General features: G+C 64.9%; 14 protein-coding genes. 7 read left to right on the plus strand and 7 right to left on the minus strand.

Going from position 1 to position 17,300, the window contains the following annotated elements:
• Positions 1 to 57: 57 nt before the first annotated feature.
• Positions 58 to 1,188 carry a hypothetical protein gene (locus G333_RS0103010; protein ID WP_026340862.1) on the minus strand — a complete coding sequence of 377 codons (1,131 nt, stop codon included), beginning with the start codon at positions 1,186 to 1,188 and terminating at the stop codon, positions 58 to 60.
• 560 nt (positions 1,189 to 1,748) lie between these two features.
• Between G333_RS0103010 and wecB the strand changes: the two genes are divergently transcribed.
• The 4 genes from wecB to G333_RS0103030 are packed head-to-tail and all read left to right on the plus strand — an operon-like array spanning position 1,749 to position 6,026.
• Positions 1,749 to 2,903 (plus strand): non-hydrolyzing UDP-N-acetylglucosamine 2-epimerase, encoded by a 1,155-nt coding sequence (gene wecB, locus G333_RS0103015; protein WP_019627624.1) that lies wholly within the window; start codon positions 1,749 to 1,751, stop codon positions 2,901 to 2,903.
• A 5-nt stretch (positions 2,904 to 2,908) separates the two neighbouring features.
• Positions 2,909 to 3,874: a polysaccharide deacetylase family protein gene (locus G333_RS0103020; RefSeq protein WP_019627625.1), complete on the plus strand. Its 966-nt coding sequence runs from the start codon at positions 2,909 to 2,911 to the stop codon at positions 3,872 to 3,874.
• Positions 3,871 to 4,866 (plus strand): polysaccharide deacetylase family protein, encoded by a 996-nt coding sequence (locus tag G333_RS0103025; RefSeq protein WP_019571936.1) that lies wholly within the window; start codon positions 3,871 to 3,873, stop codon positions 4,864 to 4,866. The genes G333_RS0103020 and G333_RS0103025 overlap by 4 nt, the downstream gene beginning before the upstream one ends.
• Before the next feature lie 2 nt (positions 4,867 to 4,868).
• Complete coding sequence (locus G333_RS0103030; protein ID WP_019627626.1) at positions 4,869 to 6,026, plus strand: GNAT family N-acetyltransferase; 1,158 nt, start codon at positions 4,869 to 4,871, stop codon at positions 6,024 to 6,026.
• Here the strand turns inward: G333_RS0103030 and G333_RS0103035 are convergent.
• The 5 genes from G333_RS0103035 to G333_RS0103055 form a co-directional block, all read right to left on the minus strand.
• Positions 5,989 to 6,639: a GNAT family N-acetyltransferase gene (locus G333_RS0103035; RefSeq protein ID WP_019627627.1), complete on the minus strand. Its 651-nt coding sequence runs from the start codon at positions 6,637 to 6,639 to the stop codon at positions 5,989 to 5,991. The two genes, G333_RS0103030 and G333_RS0103035, sit on opposite strands and share 38 nt — an antisense overlap.
• A 37-nt stretch (positions 6,640 to 6,676) precedes the next feature.
• Positions 6,677 to 7,660: a GNAT family N-acetyltransferase gene (locus G333_RS0103040; protein ID WP_026340863.1), complete on the minus strand. Its 984-nt coding sequence runs from the start codon at positions 7,658 to 7,660 to the stop codon at positions 6,677 to 6,679.
• A gap of 204 nt (positions 7,661 to 7,864) precedes the next feature.
• Positions 7,865 to 8,566, minus strand: a complete 702-nt coding sequence (locus tag G333_RS14195; RefSeq protein WP_019627629.1) for a sulfotransferase — start codon at positions 8,564 to 8,566, stop codon at positions 7,865 to 7,867.
• 328 nt (positions 8,567 to 8,894) lie between these two features.
• A complete protein-coding gene (locus G333_RS0103050; RefSeq protein ID WP_019627630.1) occupies positions 8,895 to 10,130 on the minus strand; it encodes a pyridoxal-dependent decarboxylase, exosortase A system-associated in 1,236 nt (411 codons plus the stop codon).
• Positions 10,127 to 11,740 carry an acyl-CoA ligase (AMP-forming), exosortase A system-associated gene (locus tag G333_RS0103055; protein ID WP_019627631.1) on the minus strand — a complete coding sequence of 538 codons (1,614 nt, stop codon included), beginning with the start codon at positions 11,738 to 11,740 and terminating at the stop codon, positions 10,127 to 10,129. The genes G333_RS0103050 and G333_RS0103055 overlap by 4 nt, the downstream gene beginning before the upstream one ends.
• Positions 11,741 to 11,945: 205 nt before the next feature.
• Between G333_RS0103055 and G333_RS0103060 the strand changes: the two genes are divergently transcribed.
• On the plus strand, positions 11,946 to 13,376 hold the full coding sequence (locus G333_RS0103060) for a putative O-glycosylation ligase, exosortase A system-associated (RefSeq protein WP_019627632.1): 1,431 nt from the start codon (positions 11,946 to 11,948) through the stop codon (positions 13,374 to 13,376).
• Between the two features lie 22 nt (positions 13,377 to 13,398).
• Positions 13,399 to 15,234, plus strand: coding sequence for a hypothetical protein (locus G333_RS0103065; RefSeq protein WP_019627633.1), 1,836 nt, complete (start codon positions 13,399 to 13,401; stop codon positions 15,232 to 15,234).
• Between the two features lie 14 nt (positions 15,235 to 15,248).
• Here G333_RS0103065 and G333_RS0103070 read toward each other — a convergent pair whose 3' ends face one another.
• Complete coding sequence (locus tag G333_RS0103070) at positions 15,249 to 16,259, minus strand: glycosyltransferase family 2 protein (RefSeq protein ID WP_026340864.1); 1,011 nt, start codon at positions 16,257 to 16,259, stop codon at positions 15,249 to 15,251.
• A 109-nt stretch (positions 16,260 to 16,368) separates the two neighbouring features.
• Here G333_RS0103070 and G333_RS0103075 point away from each other — a divergent pair, with 109 nt between their 5' ends.
• Positions 16,369 to 17,211: a polysaccharide pyruvyl transferase family protein gene (locus G333_RS0103075; RefSeq protein ID WP_019627635.1), complete on the plus strand. Its 843-nt coding sequence runs from the start codon at positions 16,369 to 16,371 to the stop codon at positions 17,209 to 17,211.
• The last annotated feature ends 89 nt before the right edge of the window (positions 17,212 to 17,300 follow it).

Raw genomic sequence — 17,300 nt, forward strand, 5'->3', positions numbered from 1 at the left:
GGCGCCCGGCCGGATACCTCTCCGTTTTCGTATGCGATACCGATGCTCGCAACCCAGTTACCGGCAGGGTGCACAGCCCGGGACACGCGGCCCGACACCGTCCGCTCGTCCGGGGTTGGGCCCCGGCGGCCCGGCATAGGCACCCCAGACTGCCTGCTCGCGCAAACGGCCATTGTAGTCGCGATCCGCACCCGCGACCGGGGCCGAACTCACGCTGTCAGAACGCTCGGGCATAGCGCCCTTCCGGGGATAGAGATCCAGCGCATCCAGCCCGGCATCGGGTGCCGCCAGATACCGGGCTGCATCCTCGCGCGGCGCGGTGAAATTGTCGCTCCTCGCGATCCCCCCCGAGAGCTGCAGAGGGTCCCCGGCAAACACGGCATTGCCGGCCACCAGCTGGTCATAGGCTTGGTCAGGCGCGTCCACGCGGATACCGAATCCGGCGGCCAGGATCGTGTTGTTCACGATCCGGATCTCGCGTGGCAGGTGGTTGTGCGGCCGCACCAGTACCGCGTCGCCCGTATCGTTCAGGAACAGGTTGTCGTGTAGCTCGATATTCCCCTCGCCCTGAAACAGACGCTCGTGCGGATTCTGATAGAACAGGTTCCCCGCGATGCGATAGCGGTCCTGCGACCCCGGCCCGGCAGGCGGGAAATGCCCCACCAGCAGGTTGGGCCGCGCCCGCCCCCCTTCGCTGGCGCGCTCTGCCTTGCTCAGCAGGTTGTACCGAATGCGCGTCTCCCGCGGCTCCGCCGACATTCCCGGGATCCCCTCGCGGTCCGTCTGGTGCTTGATCTGGATGTTGTACCCCAAGGTGCGGTGAACATGATTGTGCTCGATCACGCCATCAACAAACGGGCTGCTCCCGTCCGGCTGTCCCAGGTACATCCCCGTACCCACATCGTGGATCTCGTTGTGCCGGATCACCCAGCCCCGGGCCGGCGCCCGCGTGGTGATCCCGGTGTTGCCCTGCGAATGGTCGTAATGACGGATGGTCAGGTGTTCCAGGGTCACGTGATGGACCCCATCACCGCGCGCCTCGGCGACCACCCCGGCCACGGGTTCGCCACCACCATCCAGGGTCAGGTGCCGGATCACGACATGCTCGGCGTCCACCAGACTGATCGTGTTCTCCCCGCGGCGTCCGCGCAGGATGGCGGGCTCGCCGTCGACCGGGCCACTGATCACGATGGGTTGCTCCGGCGTTCCGCGCACGCCATGCAGCCGCAGGGCCTGGGGGTAGTCGCCCGGTGCCAGCTGCAGCCAGTCGCCGGGCTCCAGCGACGCCACCCGCGCACGGTAATCTTCCGGACCCGCCCGTACCACGTTCCAGGCCGTATCCGGCAGGTCTGTTCCAGGCTCACTTGTGACCGGAGAAGTGCCTGGATCTGCAATGGCGGCCGGTATCCCCTGCAGCAAGACGCACGCCGCCAGCACCCCGCCAAGGGCACGGCACAGCCCGCGATCGAAACGTTCCATCACCGAGGCCTCCCTTGCCGAAAACGCTTACCCAACCCACTTGCCGAACTCAACGATGGCCCCCGGCCACCCTGTTGTCACGCACTACCACCCACACCGGATCTAACGAGCCATTCACGAAGGCCCAGCATGTTTCTGCAGACACGATAAAGTGATTCAACAGGGATCCCGACCGGGCCTCGCGGACCCATCGCGGATGCCCAGCAGCGCCCGTTGGCGTCGTCGCAAGCGGGCCCCGCCCATGCGCCCACAGGACATCTCGACAGCCCATGACAAGCCATCAGCAATGCGACATCGTGTGCGTCGTTGGCGCACGGCCGAATTTCATGAAGATCGGCCCGGTGATGCGCGCGCTGGCCGGCGCGGGCATCACCGCGCAGCTCGTGCATACCGGCCAGCACTACGACCCGGCGATGAACGAGCGCTTCTTCACCGATCTGAACATCCCGTACCCGGACATCAACCTGGAAGTCGGCTCCTCCTCCCACGCGGTACAGACCGCCGAGGTCATGAGCCGCTTCGAGCCGGTGCTGGACACGCTGAACCCGCGGGCCGTGCTGGTCGTCGGCGACGTGAACTCCACCATCGCCTGTGCCCTGGTCGCGGCCAAGAAGGGGATCGGCGTGATCCACGTCGAGGCCGGACTGCGCAGCTACGATCGACGCATGCCGGAGGAGATCAACCGGGTTCTGACCGACCAGATCTCCGATCTCCTGTTCACCACCGAAGGCCATGCCATCGACAACCTCGCGCGCGAGGGGATCGATCGCGAGCGCGTCCACTTCGTCGGCAACGTGATGATCGACACCCAGCTCCACAACCTCGAGCGGGCCGTGCCCTGGGACGCATCCCTGCAATCCGCGGGTATCGACCCGGCGCGCTTCGCCCCGGAGGGCGCCTACGGCGTACTAACCCTGCACCGTCCCTCCAATGTCGACGACCCGGCGATCCTGGAACGCCTCATCGCCACTCTCGCGACCATCGCCCGCGAACTGCCCCTGGTCTTCCCGCTGCACCCCCGCACCCGCGACCGGCTGCAGGCCTCCGGGCTGGACCACCACCTGAGCGAGGCGCCCATCGCGGTCCTGCCGCCGGCCGGCTATCTGGAAATGCTGGGCCTGATGAAGGACGCGCGAGTCGTGCTCACCGACTCCGGCGGCATGCAGGAAGAAACCACGGCCCTGGGCGCACCCTGCATCACCCTGCGGGAGAATACCGAACGGCCCATCACCATCGACGAGGGCACCAATGTCCTGGTCGGACACGACCCGAAGCGTCTGCAGGCCGCCTTCCGCGACGTCATGGACCATGGCGGCAAACAGGGCCGCGCCCCGCAATACTGGGATGGCCGCGCCGGCGAGCGCATTGCCTCCGTCATCGCCCAGTGGCTGGGGCACGAGCCGCGCGCCCGCGCCACGGGCTGACCCGCATGCTGCTGCGCTCGCTGCTGTCCCTGATGTCGCCCGGCGGCTCCCGCGCGCGGCTGTCCATCCTGATCTATCACCGCGTCCTGCCGGCACCCGACCCGCTGTTGCCCGGCGATCCGCACGCCGATGCGTTTCGCTGGCAGATGCGCCTGCTGGCCCGCACCATGAACCCGCTTCCGCTGGAGGAAGCCGTGGACCGCCTGCGGGCCGGCACCCTGCCCGCCCGCGCGGTCAGCGTGACCTTCGACGACGGCTACGCCGACAATGCCGAGGTCGCCCTGCCGATCCTGCGCGAGGCGGGCGTGCCGGCCACCTTCTTCATCACCACCGGGTATCTCGACGGCGGGCGCATGTTCAATGACACCCTGATCGAGACCGTACGCCGCCTGCCAGCAGGACCCATCGACCTGACGCCGGAAGGTCTGGGACAGCGGCAGCTGGACACCATCGCCGACCGGCGGGAGTTGATTCGCGCCCTGATCGGCCAGTTCAAGTACCAGCCCGCCGAGCAGCGTACGGCCGGCACCGAGGCACTTGCCCGGCGCTTCGGGCTGGAGCTGCCAGACGACCTGATGATGACCCGCGCGCAGGTCCGCGAACTGGTGGCAGCGGGCATGGGGATCGGCGGGCACACGGCCACCCACCCGATCCTCACCGAGGTGGACGCCGCCACCGCGCGCGCCGAGATCCAGCGCGGCAAGGCCGATCTGGAGACGCTGCTGGACCGCCCGCTGCGCCTGTTCGCCTACCCGAACGGCCGCCCGGACCGCGACTACGCCGCCGAGCACGTGCAGATCGCGCGCGAGTGCGGCTTCGATGCCGCCGTCTCCACCGCCGCCGGCGCCGCGCGCGCGGCTTCCGATCCGTTCCAGCTCCCGCGCTTTACCCCCTGGGACCGCACGCCCCTGCGCTTCGGCCTGCGCCTGGCCCGCAACCTCGCCGAGCCCCTGGAACGCCGCGCCGCATGACCACCCGTGTCCACATCACGGTCGACACCGAATTCAGCATCGGCGGGGCCTTTGCCGACCCGCAGGGCCGGCGGCCGATCGGCCCGCCGTCCGTCTACTGCGAGCGCCATGGTCGCTCGGAAGGTCTGGGCTATCTTCTGGAGACCCTGGAGCAGTACGGCATTCGCGGCACCTTCTTTGTCGAGACCCTGAACACCTGCTATTTCGGAGACGAGCTCATGGGGGGCATCGCGCGCGAGATCGCCGCGCGGGGGCATGACGTGCAACTCCACCTGCACCCCTGCTGGACGTACTTCGAACAGCCGAACTGGTCTCAACAGCTGCAGACGAATCCGCCGAACGATGACATCACCCGCCGCAGCGAGGACGAGCAGGTTCGGCTGATCCGGATGGGCCAGGACACCTTCACCCGCTGGGGCCTGCCCGCGCCCACGGTCCTGCGTACCGGCGGGCTCAAGGTCGGGCTTGGCGTCTACGCGGCGATGCGCCGCTGCGGCATGGGGATCGCCTCGAACATCGGCCTGGCGATCTACCGCCCGCGCGAGCCCGAGCTGCACTTGTTCGCCGGGCATCACGATATCGACGGCATACGCGAGTTCCCGGTCACCACCTACACGGACTTTTGCCTGCGGGGCGAACGCCACTACAAGACCCTCACGATCACGGGATGCTCCTGGCCGGAGACCCGGACCGTCCTGAAAAAGGCCCGCGAACAGGGCGTATCGGATGTCGTGGTCCTCACCCACCCATTCGAGTTCGTGAAGCACCGGGGCGACGCCGCCCGGTCGCCGACCCTTGATCGCATCAATCGTCACCGCCTGAAACGACTGTGCAAATTCGTCGCGGAACAGCCCGATCTGGAGGCGGCCTGCATGAGCACACTCGGAAACGAGCCGGCAGCACCCCATGACGACACGCTTGATGTCCCCGCCTATCGGGCTCTGGGGCGCATCCTCGTCAACCGCCTCAACCACGCCTCGGTCGGGGTGTGAGCATGGCCCGCTCCCCCAGCGCCACGGCGACCCACCAGAACGATCGTGCCCGCGCAGCGAACTGGGTCCTGCGCCAGGCCTCGCCGGGCGAGACCTTCACGCCCCCGGCGCCGGGCACGATGATGGAGCATGACCCGGAGTGGCTGCTCGCCATGCGGCATCCCGGCCACGGCAGCGTGCTGCTGGCCGAGCGGGACTCCCGCCAGTTACCCATCTATGTCCACGACGGGGCCCTCAGCTTCGTCCTCGGTGGCATGGCCCTGCGGCGCATCGAGATCCGCCGCCATGTGCTCACCGGCAACCTGCCCGACTGGTCGCAGGAGGACCTGGTCGCCATCCTCGGCGAGTTGAGGGGTCACCTGGACCGCCGCGGCGTGGTCTTCCTGATCGGCGTGGTCGAAGGCGAACCGCTCTGGCAGGCGCTGCAATCGGCCGAGCTCCGCCGTCACTACCACGTGCTGCAAAGCGGCCGGACCGACATACGCCGGGGCATCGACCTGCAGGAAAGTTTCGACGACTACCTGTCCAGCATCCCCCGCGATCATCGCAAGGACCTGAAACGGCGAGAGCGTCGATTCGACCGACAATTCGGGCCCCGGGCCGAAATCCGGGTCATGACCTGCGAGGACGAGCTGAAGTCATTCCTTGAAGAAGTGGGGCCGGTATCCCGTCGCACCTATCAGCACCGGCTCCTGAAACTCGGCGTGGGGCCGGGCGGGGCAATCGAACGGCAACTGCTGGCGGCTTCAAGCAGGGGGCGTGCCCGCTGTTATGGCCTGTATGTCGACAACGCGGTAATCGCCTGGAGAATTGGCTTTCTCCATGGCGGGACCTACTTCAGCCATCACGTGGGCTTCGACCCGGACTATGCCGAATGGACGCCGGGGATGGTGCTACACGTCAAGTCGATCCGGGACCTGGTCTCGCTGCGCCCCGCCGTCCCCCGCATCGACCTCCTCTACGGCGACAACCCTGCCAAGCGCAAGCTCGGCAATCGCCTGCACCATGAGGGAAAATTCTATCTATTCCCCAAAGACTGGCGCGGCGCCCTGCGGTATGCCGCACTCGGTCTGTTCAACACCCTGTCCGACAGATTATCGGCACTGGCGAAGGGCTTGCGCATCAAGGGCGGGATTCAGCGTCACCTGAGGCAGCGCTGACCAAAACGATCCGCAAACCGTGACGGCTCGCTCTCGGCGTACCGAGGAGCCGCCCCGACAAGGTGCTCACAATGAGCCCCGCCGACCGCCAGCCCGCACGCCGGAATGCCCGCCGGGAGGCAATGTTGGTGGAGCGGACATGGCAGTACGCGCGCCCGTAGCCCTCCCAAAACAGCGTCTCGCAGGCATGCCGCACCAGTGCCTGGGCGTACCCACGACCGCGCTCGGCTTCCGGCGTGTACAGGAAGGAGACGAAGAAGGCATCGGCCGGAAGGGAGAATCGCAACGGAATCGGCGTGGACACATCGAACTCGCCGAACTGCACATTCAGCTGCGACACGATCCGCCCGTGCTCCTCCATCGCATGGATGCGACCGCCCTCGCGCAACAGGCGCCGGGGTGACCGGCCGGTGTGGCCCGCGATCGCCCGGGCCTGGTCCTCGGGCAGACTGTCGAACCCGGAAACATCACGGAACTGGTGATAGCACACATCCGGTGAAGCCCCGTGCGAGCCCCCGGTGTCCGAGGCGTCCGCGCCCAGTTCGTAGAGCCAGTGAACCTGAATACCGGTCAAGCGTTTCAGCAGCCACAGGGTGGATGCCTCGAACATCATCGGCGACAGACGCGATCGGCGCACGAGCAATCCCGCCTCAGTCTGTCGAGGCCGCCCGGGCGTGACGCTTGGCCCGGCCCTTGAGCCGCAAGCGGCTCAGTACATCACTGGCCAGACGCGAAAGGTCCGTTACCGCCAGATGTGAGTACACCAGGGCGCGGTTGCGCCAGGACGGGCGCAACAGGTACACGTCGGCGCAATAGCGGGAGTCCTTCCCGAACAGCGACTTGTGCGCGCCTTCCCCCGGGCTGAAGTCGAACAGGGCAAAGCGCTCCTCGTGGAACAGCGCCTCCAGCACCAGCCACTGCAGGACCGTGCCGGGGGACAGGTCGGCATGCTCCTGCAAGTAGCCGAGGAATGCGTAACGCAGAATCCCGTCGTCGATCGGACAGTACAGATAGGCAATGGGCTGCCCCTGCAGAAACAGCAGATAGCCCCGTACCCGACCCTCACGGGCTCGTTCCACCAGTTGCTCGACGAACGCCTTGCCTCCGGGCAGACCGGCATCCAGCAAGCGCTCCTGATAGGTCCGGGCGGACACCTCGCGGGCAAGGCCATGAAACTCCTGTATCCCATCCGGCGTGTCGTACTGCCGCCAGTCCACCGCGCCGCCGGAGGCCTCCGCCAGCTTGCGCACCTTGCGGCGCATGCTCGCGCGGGTCTTGGCGGTGAACCGCCCCTGATACGCGTCCCACCCGGTAGCCAGATCAATGAAGTGGCGCTGGTATTGTCGGGGCACGAAGCGCAACCGCCCACGAAACCGCGAGACGCGGGGCAGGGGCGCCTCCACCGGCATGGAGCGGATCAGGCAGTCCTCGTCCGGTGCGGCCGCCAGGATCTCTTCGGCATGCTCGGCACGAATCCGGGTAAACGGGAGCTGCAGCACCTGCATCGTGCGCACCGGCTCCGCCAGGGTGCGATACCCGAAGCGGAAAGGCAGATAAACCGCTTGCCTTTCCAGTGGCAACTCCGTGGCCTCTGCACAATCACCCCCACCCTCCTTCGAGCGACTATCTGTCATCGTCTGCATACACCATTTTACGCTGAGACCCAATGTCAGGAGCGGAGAAAAACGCCGAGAAAAATAATCCTCAGCAAGGTTTACAACCGATCCATACCACGTATACAGCGGCACGCAATCAACACATAAAGCAAGACCCGCTAGCCTTATTATATCGCTTGAAGCAATAGGCCCGATCGTTTTTCTGCACCCATGAACGGATAACTACTCAGAGGCCAAAACATGGTCGATATCGTGCACGTCAGAGTCGGTTAGTAAAGAACGCCACTTATCTAGAGATCCTTGCTTTATAGAAGGCCTCTTGATCGGACAGGAAAGACCCAGAAAGTCCTTCAGCTCATCCAGAACCACATCGGTTTCATTGTGCAACCGGAGATAATCCACTTGATACATCCGCTCCCCAAGCTCCTGCTCAAGTCGATCGAGTCGCCGTTCGTGCGCAAGCCACCTCAGGGCACATCGGCCGGCCAGGCTCATTTCCCGGTAGCGATCCTTGTTTTCCTCAGTGACACCCAGGAAACGATTAGGGACTGGAAATTCCTCCCATTGCTCGACCCATTTCCGCACGCCTTTGTGCTGCAACATGCTGGAAACTGTGCCGTACACATCCCGGCGAACACCAAGGAAACGCGCCTTCGGGAGCTCCTTTTGCAAGAGATCGGCAACCCAGATATTCGGGTGGCTCTTGTCGAGAAGGTATAGTCGTCCGGCCAGAGAGCGCTCTGCCCGGTACCTCGAAACAAGCCTGGGGAACAATACCTCTTCTGACGATTTGTTCAGAGCCATCTCCACCACCCAATTGAATATGGGTGGCTTTTCGATCAACGTTTCTATTTCTGGATGATCCTCCAAAATCCAGGCAATCCAATGCGTACCCGAACGACCGGTTCCCAGAACAAATATCATGGGCGCATCAGTTGGCTTTCGGATGCGGTTAAATATTTCCTGAACCCACAAACGCCCAGACCGAAGACGGCCATCATCCTCTCCGCTAGCCAGACCTATGGTGTTCAGAGATGAGAGACGGATTCGCATGGCTTCTACACCTCGCCGGACTTGGATTTCGCGCTGGCATCAAAACCGATCGACAGCGACCCAAAGAAGGCCTCGGCCCAAATATTAGATGTAACATGTTTGCAATTTTCGATAACCCGCACCTGCAAACCCTTGGCTAATAAAAACATCCAACCCCAGACAAGCCACCAACCAATCGATTTGCATTTAAAAACAAACATCAAACAAGTACTTCTACGGGGCCAGGGTGACTAAGGAAGCGTGTGGGGCTCGCGGTGTAGCCATAGGCGCCCGACTGGAAGACCACGATCAGGTCGCCAACGTCGGCGCGCGGCAGCTCCATCTGCTGGGCCAGCACGTCCAGCGGCGTGCACAGCGGGCCCACCACATTCACGACCTCGCGCTCGGTACCGCGCACCCGGTTGCCCACCACCACTGGATAGTTCTTGCGGATCACCTGGCCAAAGTTGCCGGAAGCGGCCAGGTGGTGATGCAAGCCGCCATTGGTGACCAGGAACACCTGACCGCGCGACTCCTTGCGATCCAGAACCTCGGCCACGTAAATGCCCGCTTCGCCCACCAGGTAACGCCCCAGTTCGAGAATGATCTCTGCATCCGGGAGCGCATCCCGCACCGCAGGCAGACGGCCTTCCAGGTGCTCCGCGACCGGCCCGAGATCCAGCGGTTTGTCGCCCGGGAAATAGGGGATACCGAAGCCGCCGCCGATGTTCAGCATCTCGACCGGCCCCGGGGCGGACTCGGCCAGACGCAGGGCAAGCTCGAACGTCTGCCCCTGCGCCTCGACCAAGGTCTCTGGTCGCAGGTTCTGCGAGCCGGAGAAGATATGGAAACCGCGAAAATGCAGCCCGAGTTCGCCAATGCGGGCCAGCAGGTCGGGAACCCGTTCGGCATCGATCCCGAAGGCCTTGGGGCCGCCACTCATGCGCATGCCGGAGCTCTTCAGCTCGAAATCGGGGTTCACCCGGACCGCGACACGGGCCTGATACCCGGTACGCGCGGCAATCGCGCCGACCCGCTCGAGTTCGGTGGGAGATTCCAGGTTGATGGTGATCCCGGCCGCGACGGCGGCCTCCAGCTCCGGCACCGACTTGCCCGGTCCGGCAAAGCTGATGTCATCCGGACGGGTCCCGGTATCGAGCGCCACCTGCATCTCGCGCTGCGAGGCCACGTCGAGCCCGTCCACCTGCCCGGCCATGTGTTGTACGACCGCCGGCATCGGGTTGGCCTTGATCGCGTAATGCAGCGAGAGGCCCTCCGGCAGGCTGCGGCGCAGCTGCGCGACCCGGCGAGTCATCGCCTCCCGGGCATAGGCATAAAAGGGGGTCTGCCCGACGCGTGCGGCCAGATCCACGAGCGACTGGCCACCGATTTGCAGGCAGTCGTCCACGACATTGAACTGGTCCATCGGGCTGTGGTCGGGGCGGGTATCGTTCACGCCGGAACCCCTTCCCGGAACAGGTCGCCAAACTCGCTGGCAAGCGCCTTGCGGTCGATCTTGCCGTTGGCGTTGCGCGGCAGTGGCTCGGTGCACAAACCGACATGCGCCGGCAGCATGAAGCCCGGCAAATGGGGGCGCAGCGCGTCGATCAGGTCATCCGCCCGCAGCCCCGGGGCCTGCGGCAGGGCCACCAGCACGATCGCTTGCCCCAGGCCCGGGTGTTCCACCCCCAGCGCGGCGGCCTCCGCCACCAGCCCTGTGGCATAGACCGCTTCTTCCACCTCGTTGGGGCTCACGCGGTACCCGGAAGTCTTGATCATCTCGTCACGGCGCCCGACGAAATAGAGGAACCCATCCGCATCCATGCGTACCGTATCGCCGGACCACACCGCCATCTCGGTCAGGGGCACACCGGGCGGTTGGCCCGGCGCGGGGCGGAAACGCTCCGCCGTGCGTTCCGGATCGTTCCAGTACCCCATGGCGACCAACGCACCCCGGTGAACCAGCTCGCCCGGCTCGCCGGGGGCGCAGGGGCTGCCGTCCTCGCGGACCACCTGGATCTCCGCATTGGGGATCGCCCGGCCCATGGAACCGGGGCGCTTGTCCAGCTCGGCCGGCGGGAGATAGGTAGAACGAAATGCCTCGGTCAATCCGTACATCAGGTAGCAATCGGTGCGAGGAAGTTGTTCACGCAGGGCCGCGAGTGTCTCCTTCGGCATCGCACCGCCGGAGTTGGTGATATAACGCAGGGAGGCGCGTGCCGCTTCCGGCCATTCCAGGCGGGCGAGCTGGATCCACAGAGGCGGGACGGCCGCAAGGCCGGTGATGCCGTCGCGCTCCACGGCCCGGATCACGTCGCGCGGCAGCAGGTAATTCAGCAACACGGCCTCGGCCCCGATCCGGAAGGCGGTGGTCAGCTGACTCAGGCCATAGTCAAAACTGAAGGGGAGCACCGCTAGGATGCGGTCCTCCGGCCGGTTGTCCAGGTAGGTCGACACGCTCTGCGCGCCCGCGACCATATTGCGGTGCGAAAGCACAACCCCCTTGGGGCGTCCGGTACTCCCGGAGGTGTAGAGGATCGCGGCCATGTCGGTATCGATCACCCGGTGCCCGCTCAAACCATCGCGATCCGGCTCGGCATCCCAGGCGTCCACTCGCACATGCCCGCCCCCGGCATCGCCCGAGTCCTGACCCGAGTCCTGGCTCGGCTCCTGCCCCACCACTAGCACCGTGTGCAGGTCGGGGCACCCGGCGAGTGCCGCACGCAGTGCCGCCAGGCGGTCCGCGGAGGTCACCAGGATGCGTACGTTGCAGTCGCGCAGGATGTGCGCCACCTGTTCCGCCTTGAGTAGCGGGTTGACCGGAACGAAGACACCGCCGGCGCGAGCCGCACCGAACAGGGCGTGCACCGTCTCCGGCCGCTTGTCGAGGTAGACCGCCACCCGTTCCTGACACTCCAGGCCGCCCCCCATAAGGCGCGACGCGGCGCGCTCGATACTGGCCGCCAGCGTCGCGTAGTCCTCGACGGCACCCCGATGGCGCAGGGCCGGCACGGCCGCCGAGCGCTCGGCTTGCATCAATACGGAATCGTGCAGGAGAAAGGACATTCGGCGCCAAGGGGTCTCGGAGGCTGACGGATCGATCATACCCCACGCACTTTGCACCGCTGGCCGCGACCCGGCCGCAGCGTTAGTAGTCCGTTCGTCGGCCCGGCCTTAAATGCCTCTCGCCGCGTGTAACATCCGAAAAGACGCGCCATGAGCCATCCCTTTTCCGTCCGTCCCGGCCACAGCGGCGCGAGGTTCGAACTGCATGCGTGATTACCTGCTCGCCCTGATCGTCGTCGTGCTCGTGCCCCTGATCGTGCGCTACGCGTGGATCGGAATCCTGGCCTGGTTCTGGGTCGGGCTCTTTGCGCCCCAGTGGCACACCTGGACCTTCATGCGCGGCGCGCCCCTCGCCACCTACTTCGGCGGGGCGACCCTGATCGCACTGTTCCTGGCAAAGGATCGCAAGCCGTTTCCGTTCACACGCGAGACGGTGATGCTGTTCGTGCTAGCCGCCTATTTCGCCATGACCAGCCACTTTGCGGTGAACTCCAGCGGGGCCTGGGACTTCTGGTTCCACTTCATGAAGATCCTGCTGATCACCTTCATCACGCCCCTGCTGATCTACGGCGAGCGCCGCATTGTCTGGCTGCTGCTGGTGATCACCGCCTCGCTCGCCTTCTACGGATTCAAGGGCGGCATCTTCGCTATCCAGACAGGCGGCGCCCACATGGTCCTCGGCCCCACCGGATCATATCTGTCCGGCAATACGTATATCGGCCTGGCCATGCTCATGGTCCTCCCGCTCATCCTGGCCTCGGCCCGGATGTTCCACCAGCGCTGGTCAGCCGACCTTGGCTTCGAGCTCCTAAGCCGCTTCTCTCGCCCGATCGGATGGTTCCTCTACGGGGTTTTCTGGCTCACCGCAATCGCGATCCTCGCCACCCACTCGCGCGGGGCGTTCGTCGGCCTGCTCGCGATCGTGCCCCTGCTCTTCTGGCACATGCAGAAGAAGTGGCTGATGGTGCTCGTTGGATTCTTCCTGGTCGCGGTCGTCGGCGTGACAGCACCCGAGCCCCTCGTCGAGCGATGGCAGACCATCGAGACCTACGAGGAAGACCAGTCCGCCATGCAGCGGATCCAGTCCTGGGGCGTGGCCTGGAACATGGCCATGGAACGGCCTCTAACCGGCATGGGATTCCGCAACGCTGCCCTGGGCTATGACTGGTGGATCGGTTATGCGAACTTCGAAGGCCGGTGGCGCCACGTGTTGTCGCCCCACAGCGTGTACTTCGGCATATTGGGCCAACACGGATTCGGCGGTCTGGCGGTATTCCTGCTCCTGATCGCCTTCACCTTTCACACCCTAAACCGTATCCGGCGAACAGCACGCCAGAGAACCGGAGAGGTCTGGCTGTCGGAATACGCCTGGGCGCTACAGGTGGGGCTGGTTGGCTACCTGATATCCGGCATTTTCCTCGATGTTGCCTACTTCAACCTCCTGTACGCCTTTGTCGCCCTGGCCGTCATCATGCGCAGGGAACTGGAACAGGCCCCACAAGCGGCCACGGCCCCGGCACCCAATCGGCCCACGCAGCCGGAACCGCCCGCCGGTCCCGAACCGGAACCGGTCCGCGCAGACAAGGACACGGTGATGTCCGGCACCCTGATGGGGCCATCGTCGTCCAGGGGCTGACTCGGTTGCGGATGCCGACCTGATGAGGGCTACACCGATCATTCTCCCCTCCGACGCGGCGGCACCCGGGTTGGGCCTGTGTCTCGACACGCTCGCCGCCGCGCTACGCGCCCACACTCGGCCCGGCGTTGGCTTGTACGATCCAGTGGATGAAGCCCCTACACCCGCGGATCACTACGGCCAAACCGGCGCAGCCCTGGCGCTTGCCATCCTGGATGGCCCCGACTCACGGACATGGCGGTACCCCTTGGAGGCGTGGGAGACCGTGCCCGCGCAACAGATCGGGCACGCCCCGTTCAACCGCTTCCTGCTGAACCTGCTCGCGGGACACCTCGAGCGGTCCGGTGCACCTGCAAGCGAGGTGACGCAAATCCGAGGATCGGCGCAAGAGTGCAAACTGGCGCGCCTCTACCCATCCAACAACTGGACCCTTCTCGCCCGGCTATGCGAACTGCAGGAGGCCAACGGGAAAGCCGGATCCCGGGCACATGCGCGCCTGCGCGGGCTCCTTGACTGCTGGACAACCCCTTCCGGCGCGTTCGTTGATTACCCGGCCCGAGCGGGTACGCCAGCGCGCGGGGCGACACCCGCGGCTTATCACCACAAGGCGTTGTTCGTGGCGGTCATGGCCGCGGAGCTTGGCGAACCGGAGGCATGGCAACCCACTATCGAGCGCCTGTTGCGATGGAGCCTGTACGGGTGGGATGGCTACGGTCATGCCGGCGGCCTCGGCCGGAGCAGCCACGCGCTGTTCGGCGACGCCTGCCTGGTGGCGAGCCTGCTCCTGCTCGGGGCCGGGAGTGACGCACACCAGGACACCGCACCCGGCCGGATGCTGAGAGGCCTTCTGGGGCGCTGGTCCGGCCAGATCCGGCCCGATGGCTTCCTGGCACTGAACCCCGCCGACACCACCCTCTCGGGCACCGGCTGGGACCCCTACATGCACCTGTCGGTCTACAACGCCTGGGCCGCTGCCGTAGTCGCATGGGCGCGCGGGCGCGCGCGCCGCCCCGAGCGCGAGCATGCCGTCCACCTCGAGGCGTTCGGATCCACACAGCCAGCCCGTACGGGGCTCGAGCTCCTCCGGGCTGGGAGTGCGTCTGCCGCCTTTGCCCTGGTCTCGACGCACGGGCAGCCCCCCCAGGGCTTCAGTCGCGACGCCGTGGAGCTGCGCTATGCCGGTGGCGTACCACTGCACATGACCTGGGAGGGCCAAGTGCTGTGTCCCGCGCCAGTCCGAATACCCGCACAAGCCCTGCTGGACGCTCCCGCTCTGGCCGGCTGGACGCCCGTGTTCCTAATCGATGACCGGCTTTTCGGACTCACCGACTTCGAGCACTGCGAAAGCCAGGCCTCGGAAGAAAGCCTGCAAATAACGCTATCAGGACACCCGCGCCCCTTGCTTCGCCTTGCCGGCACAAGCTTCCCGGCCAGGGCCTTGGCAGCACTGGACTGGCGACTGCTTGATGGCGCGATGGGGCGGCGGGCAGCCCTTCAGAGACATCCATCCCGGGAAGTCGCGGGCACCCTCACTCTGATCATTTCCCTGAAGAGGCCCTGCCTCATTCAACGGCTGGAACTCGAGCACGACGGACAGCGTCCGGTCACCCTCCTTAACCCAGGCGGGCACGCAGTCACCGACGTGCGACTGGCGAAGCGTTGCTTTCAGCAAGAATTGAATGGAGCCACACCCGATCGCTCACCGGGCGACTGGCACGAGGCACCCTTGCCCTCCGCCATCGCTGGTGGCAGGGGACTTTGCCAAAACCCCGAAACAATCCCGAAAGGCACTTACACGTCCGAACTGATACTCGAATGGCCCACTCGGCCCCGGGATATCACGGGTTCGCCATGCTAGCCCGCCAACATCGCCTACCCTGCTGGCCGGCGCCTCCCTCCTCCAAGACGCCTGGTGGCCAGGCGAAGGGTGTTCGGCAAGAACAGCGCGGCCCCTGCAGGATCGCGGCGCAGCGTCGCCCTCACCTGCGACCAGTCAAGGGGTTTTCGGTGCCTCAGCTGGTGCAAGACTGCCGCGACAAAAGCACGCCGCGAGTCCGCCAGTTGCCCCCGCACAAATGCCCGCTGTTTCGGATCGAGACGGATCTCTTCAAGAACCATCCGGGAGAGCGAAATGTAGTTGGATGTCAGGCGAAGATAGCCTTCCGTCTTCCACCCCGACTTGTCAAAGATGTTAACGCCCTCGCCTTCTTCGGCATAAATGCGGGGCGAAAATGCCACGCGTCCGAGCGATTGCCCCAGGGTCAGTTTGAACAACCGGTCCTCGCCCTGAAAAAGACTCTCGCGGAAACGGACCTCGGGAAACCGGTCGAGTCGGTACGCCATGGTCGTGGGGCCAATGATATTGCTTCGCCGAACCAGAAGGTCGAAGAAATCCCCAACGTATTCGTACAGGTCGTGTGCCGGATCCACCAGGTGGTGCTCCTCGGGGCGGATGTTGTCGCTCCGAGCATCGGACCACTGGAACCGCGATGTCGGGATTCCGGTTCGTCGGCTGTTTCCCACAAAGAGATCGAACCCTTGATCAAGTGCTCGGACGGCATCTTCCAGAAAGGGCCCAATCCATTCGTCATCGGAATCCAGAAAGGCGACATAGCGGGTGCCCGGAGCAACATGCTCGAGGCCCATATTTCGGGCGGCCGCAGGCCCCGCATTCTCCTGGTGAATGACCTCGACAGGACAATCCTCCAGGAAATCGCCGATCTCCTCCTCGGCTGGAAGTGGCGACCCGTCGTCGACCACCAGAACCTCTATTTCGAGGCCCTCGGCGTTTTCCAGGACCGAGCGCACGCACTGACGCAGAAGCCCCCGCTTGCGCTGGAAATACGGTATGACCACGGCAATCTTCGCAGGGCTCACGGACAAGTCGATTTCTCCACGACGGGGACCGAACAGCTGCCTTATGGCGCTTACAGTCCTTTCATGCAACCCCAACATTCGGGGAACGTTCCCCTGGATTGTGCTGGAGCCCGAGATGTATCTCTATAGCTATCGCAAACGTCCCAACTTTGGGGATGCCCTGAACGACTACCTTTGGCCACGTTTCATTCAAGCGCCGCTGGAGACGCAGCCAGGCTCCGACGAAGTGTTTGTGGGCATCGGGACCTTGCTCAATGAACGCCTGCCACCCAAAGGCATATTGCATATCTTTGGCAGTGGCGCTGGGTATGGCCGGGTACAGCCCGACGCGATCAATCGCTGGCGGGTGCACTTCGTGCGCGGCCCCTTGACCGCCAAGACCCTCGGCCTGGACCCCGAACTCGCCATTTCCGACCCGGGCATACTCGTTCACGACACGCACGACCTGAATTCTCCCAAGGATATCGAATGCGCTTTCATGCCCCACCACGGCCTGTACTCCGAGCACATGAAGGATCTATGCGAACAGGCCGGCGTTCATTTCATCCACCCGGAAGCACCCTGCGAAAGCGTCCTCGACCAGATCGCGCGGTCCCGCCGACTCGTCTGCTCTGCCATGCACGGGGCCATTGCGGCAGAGGCATTGCGGGTCCCCTGGTTACCGGTCACGACCAATCGGGAGATGTTGCTGTCGAAATGGGACGACTGGGCAGCCTCTATCGACACCTCGATCCGGTTCCGCAGCCTCCCGGTGATCTGGTCCAAAACCGCTCCCTCTATCGTCGGGAAGGCGGCAGCTCGACTCAAGGCCGTCACGTTCCGGCAGCAGCTTGCCCGCCTGTCTCGGAGCCAGGACTTTCGACTCGGCTCCGATTCAGTACTGAACAACCGGTTGAGCCGAATCCGGGAGCACATCGAGATCTTTAACAGTCAGCAGCCTCTCCGGCGGGAGGCGTAATGCGCAAACCAAGCGGCACTTCGGAGAGGCGTAATCCCGAACGAACATCGCGCCCCCGGCGCCTGACTCGGGCCCCGGGACCTGCAAAA

It is taken from the genome of Thioalkalivibrio sp. AKL10, from assembly GCF_000381845.1.
GTDB classification, from domain to species: Bacteria; Pseudomonadota; Gammaproteobacteria; order Ectothiorhodospirales; family Ectothiorhodospiraceae; genus Thioalkalivibrio; species Thioalkalivibrio versutus.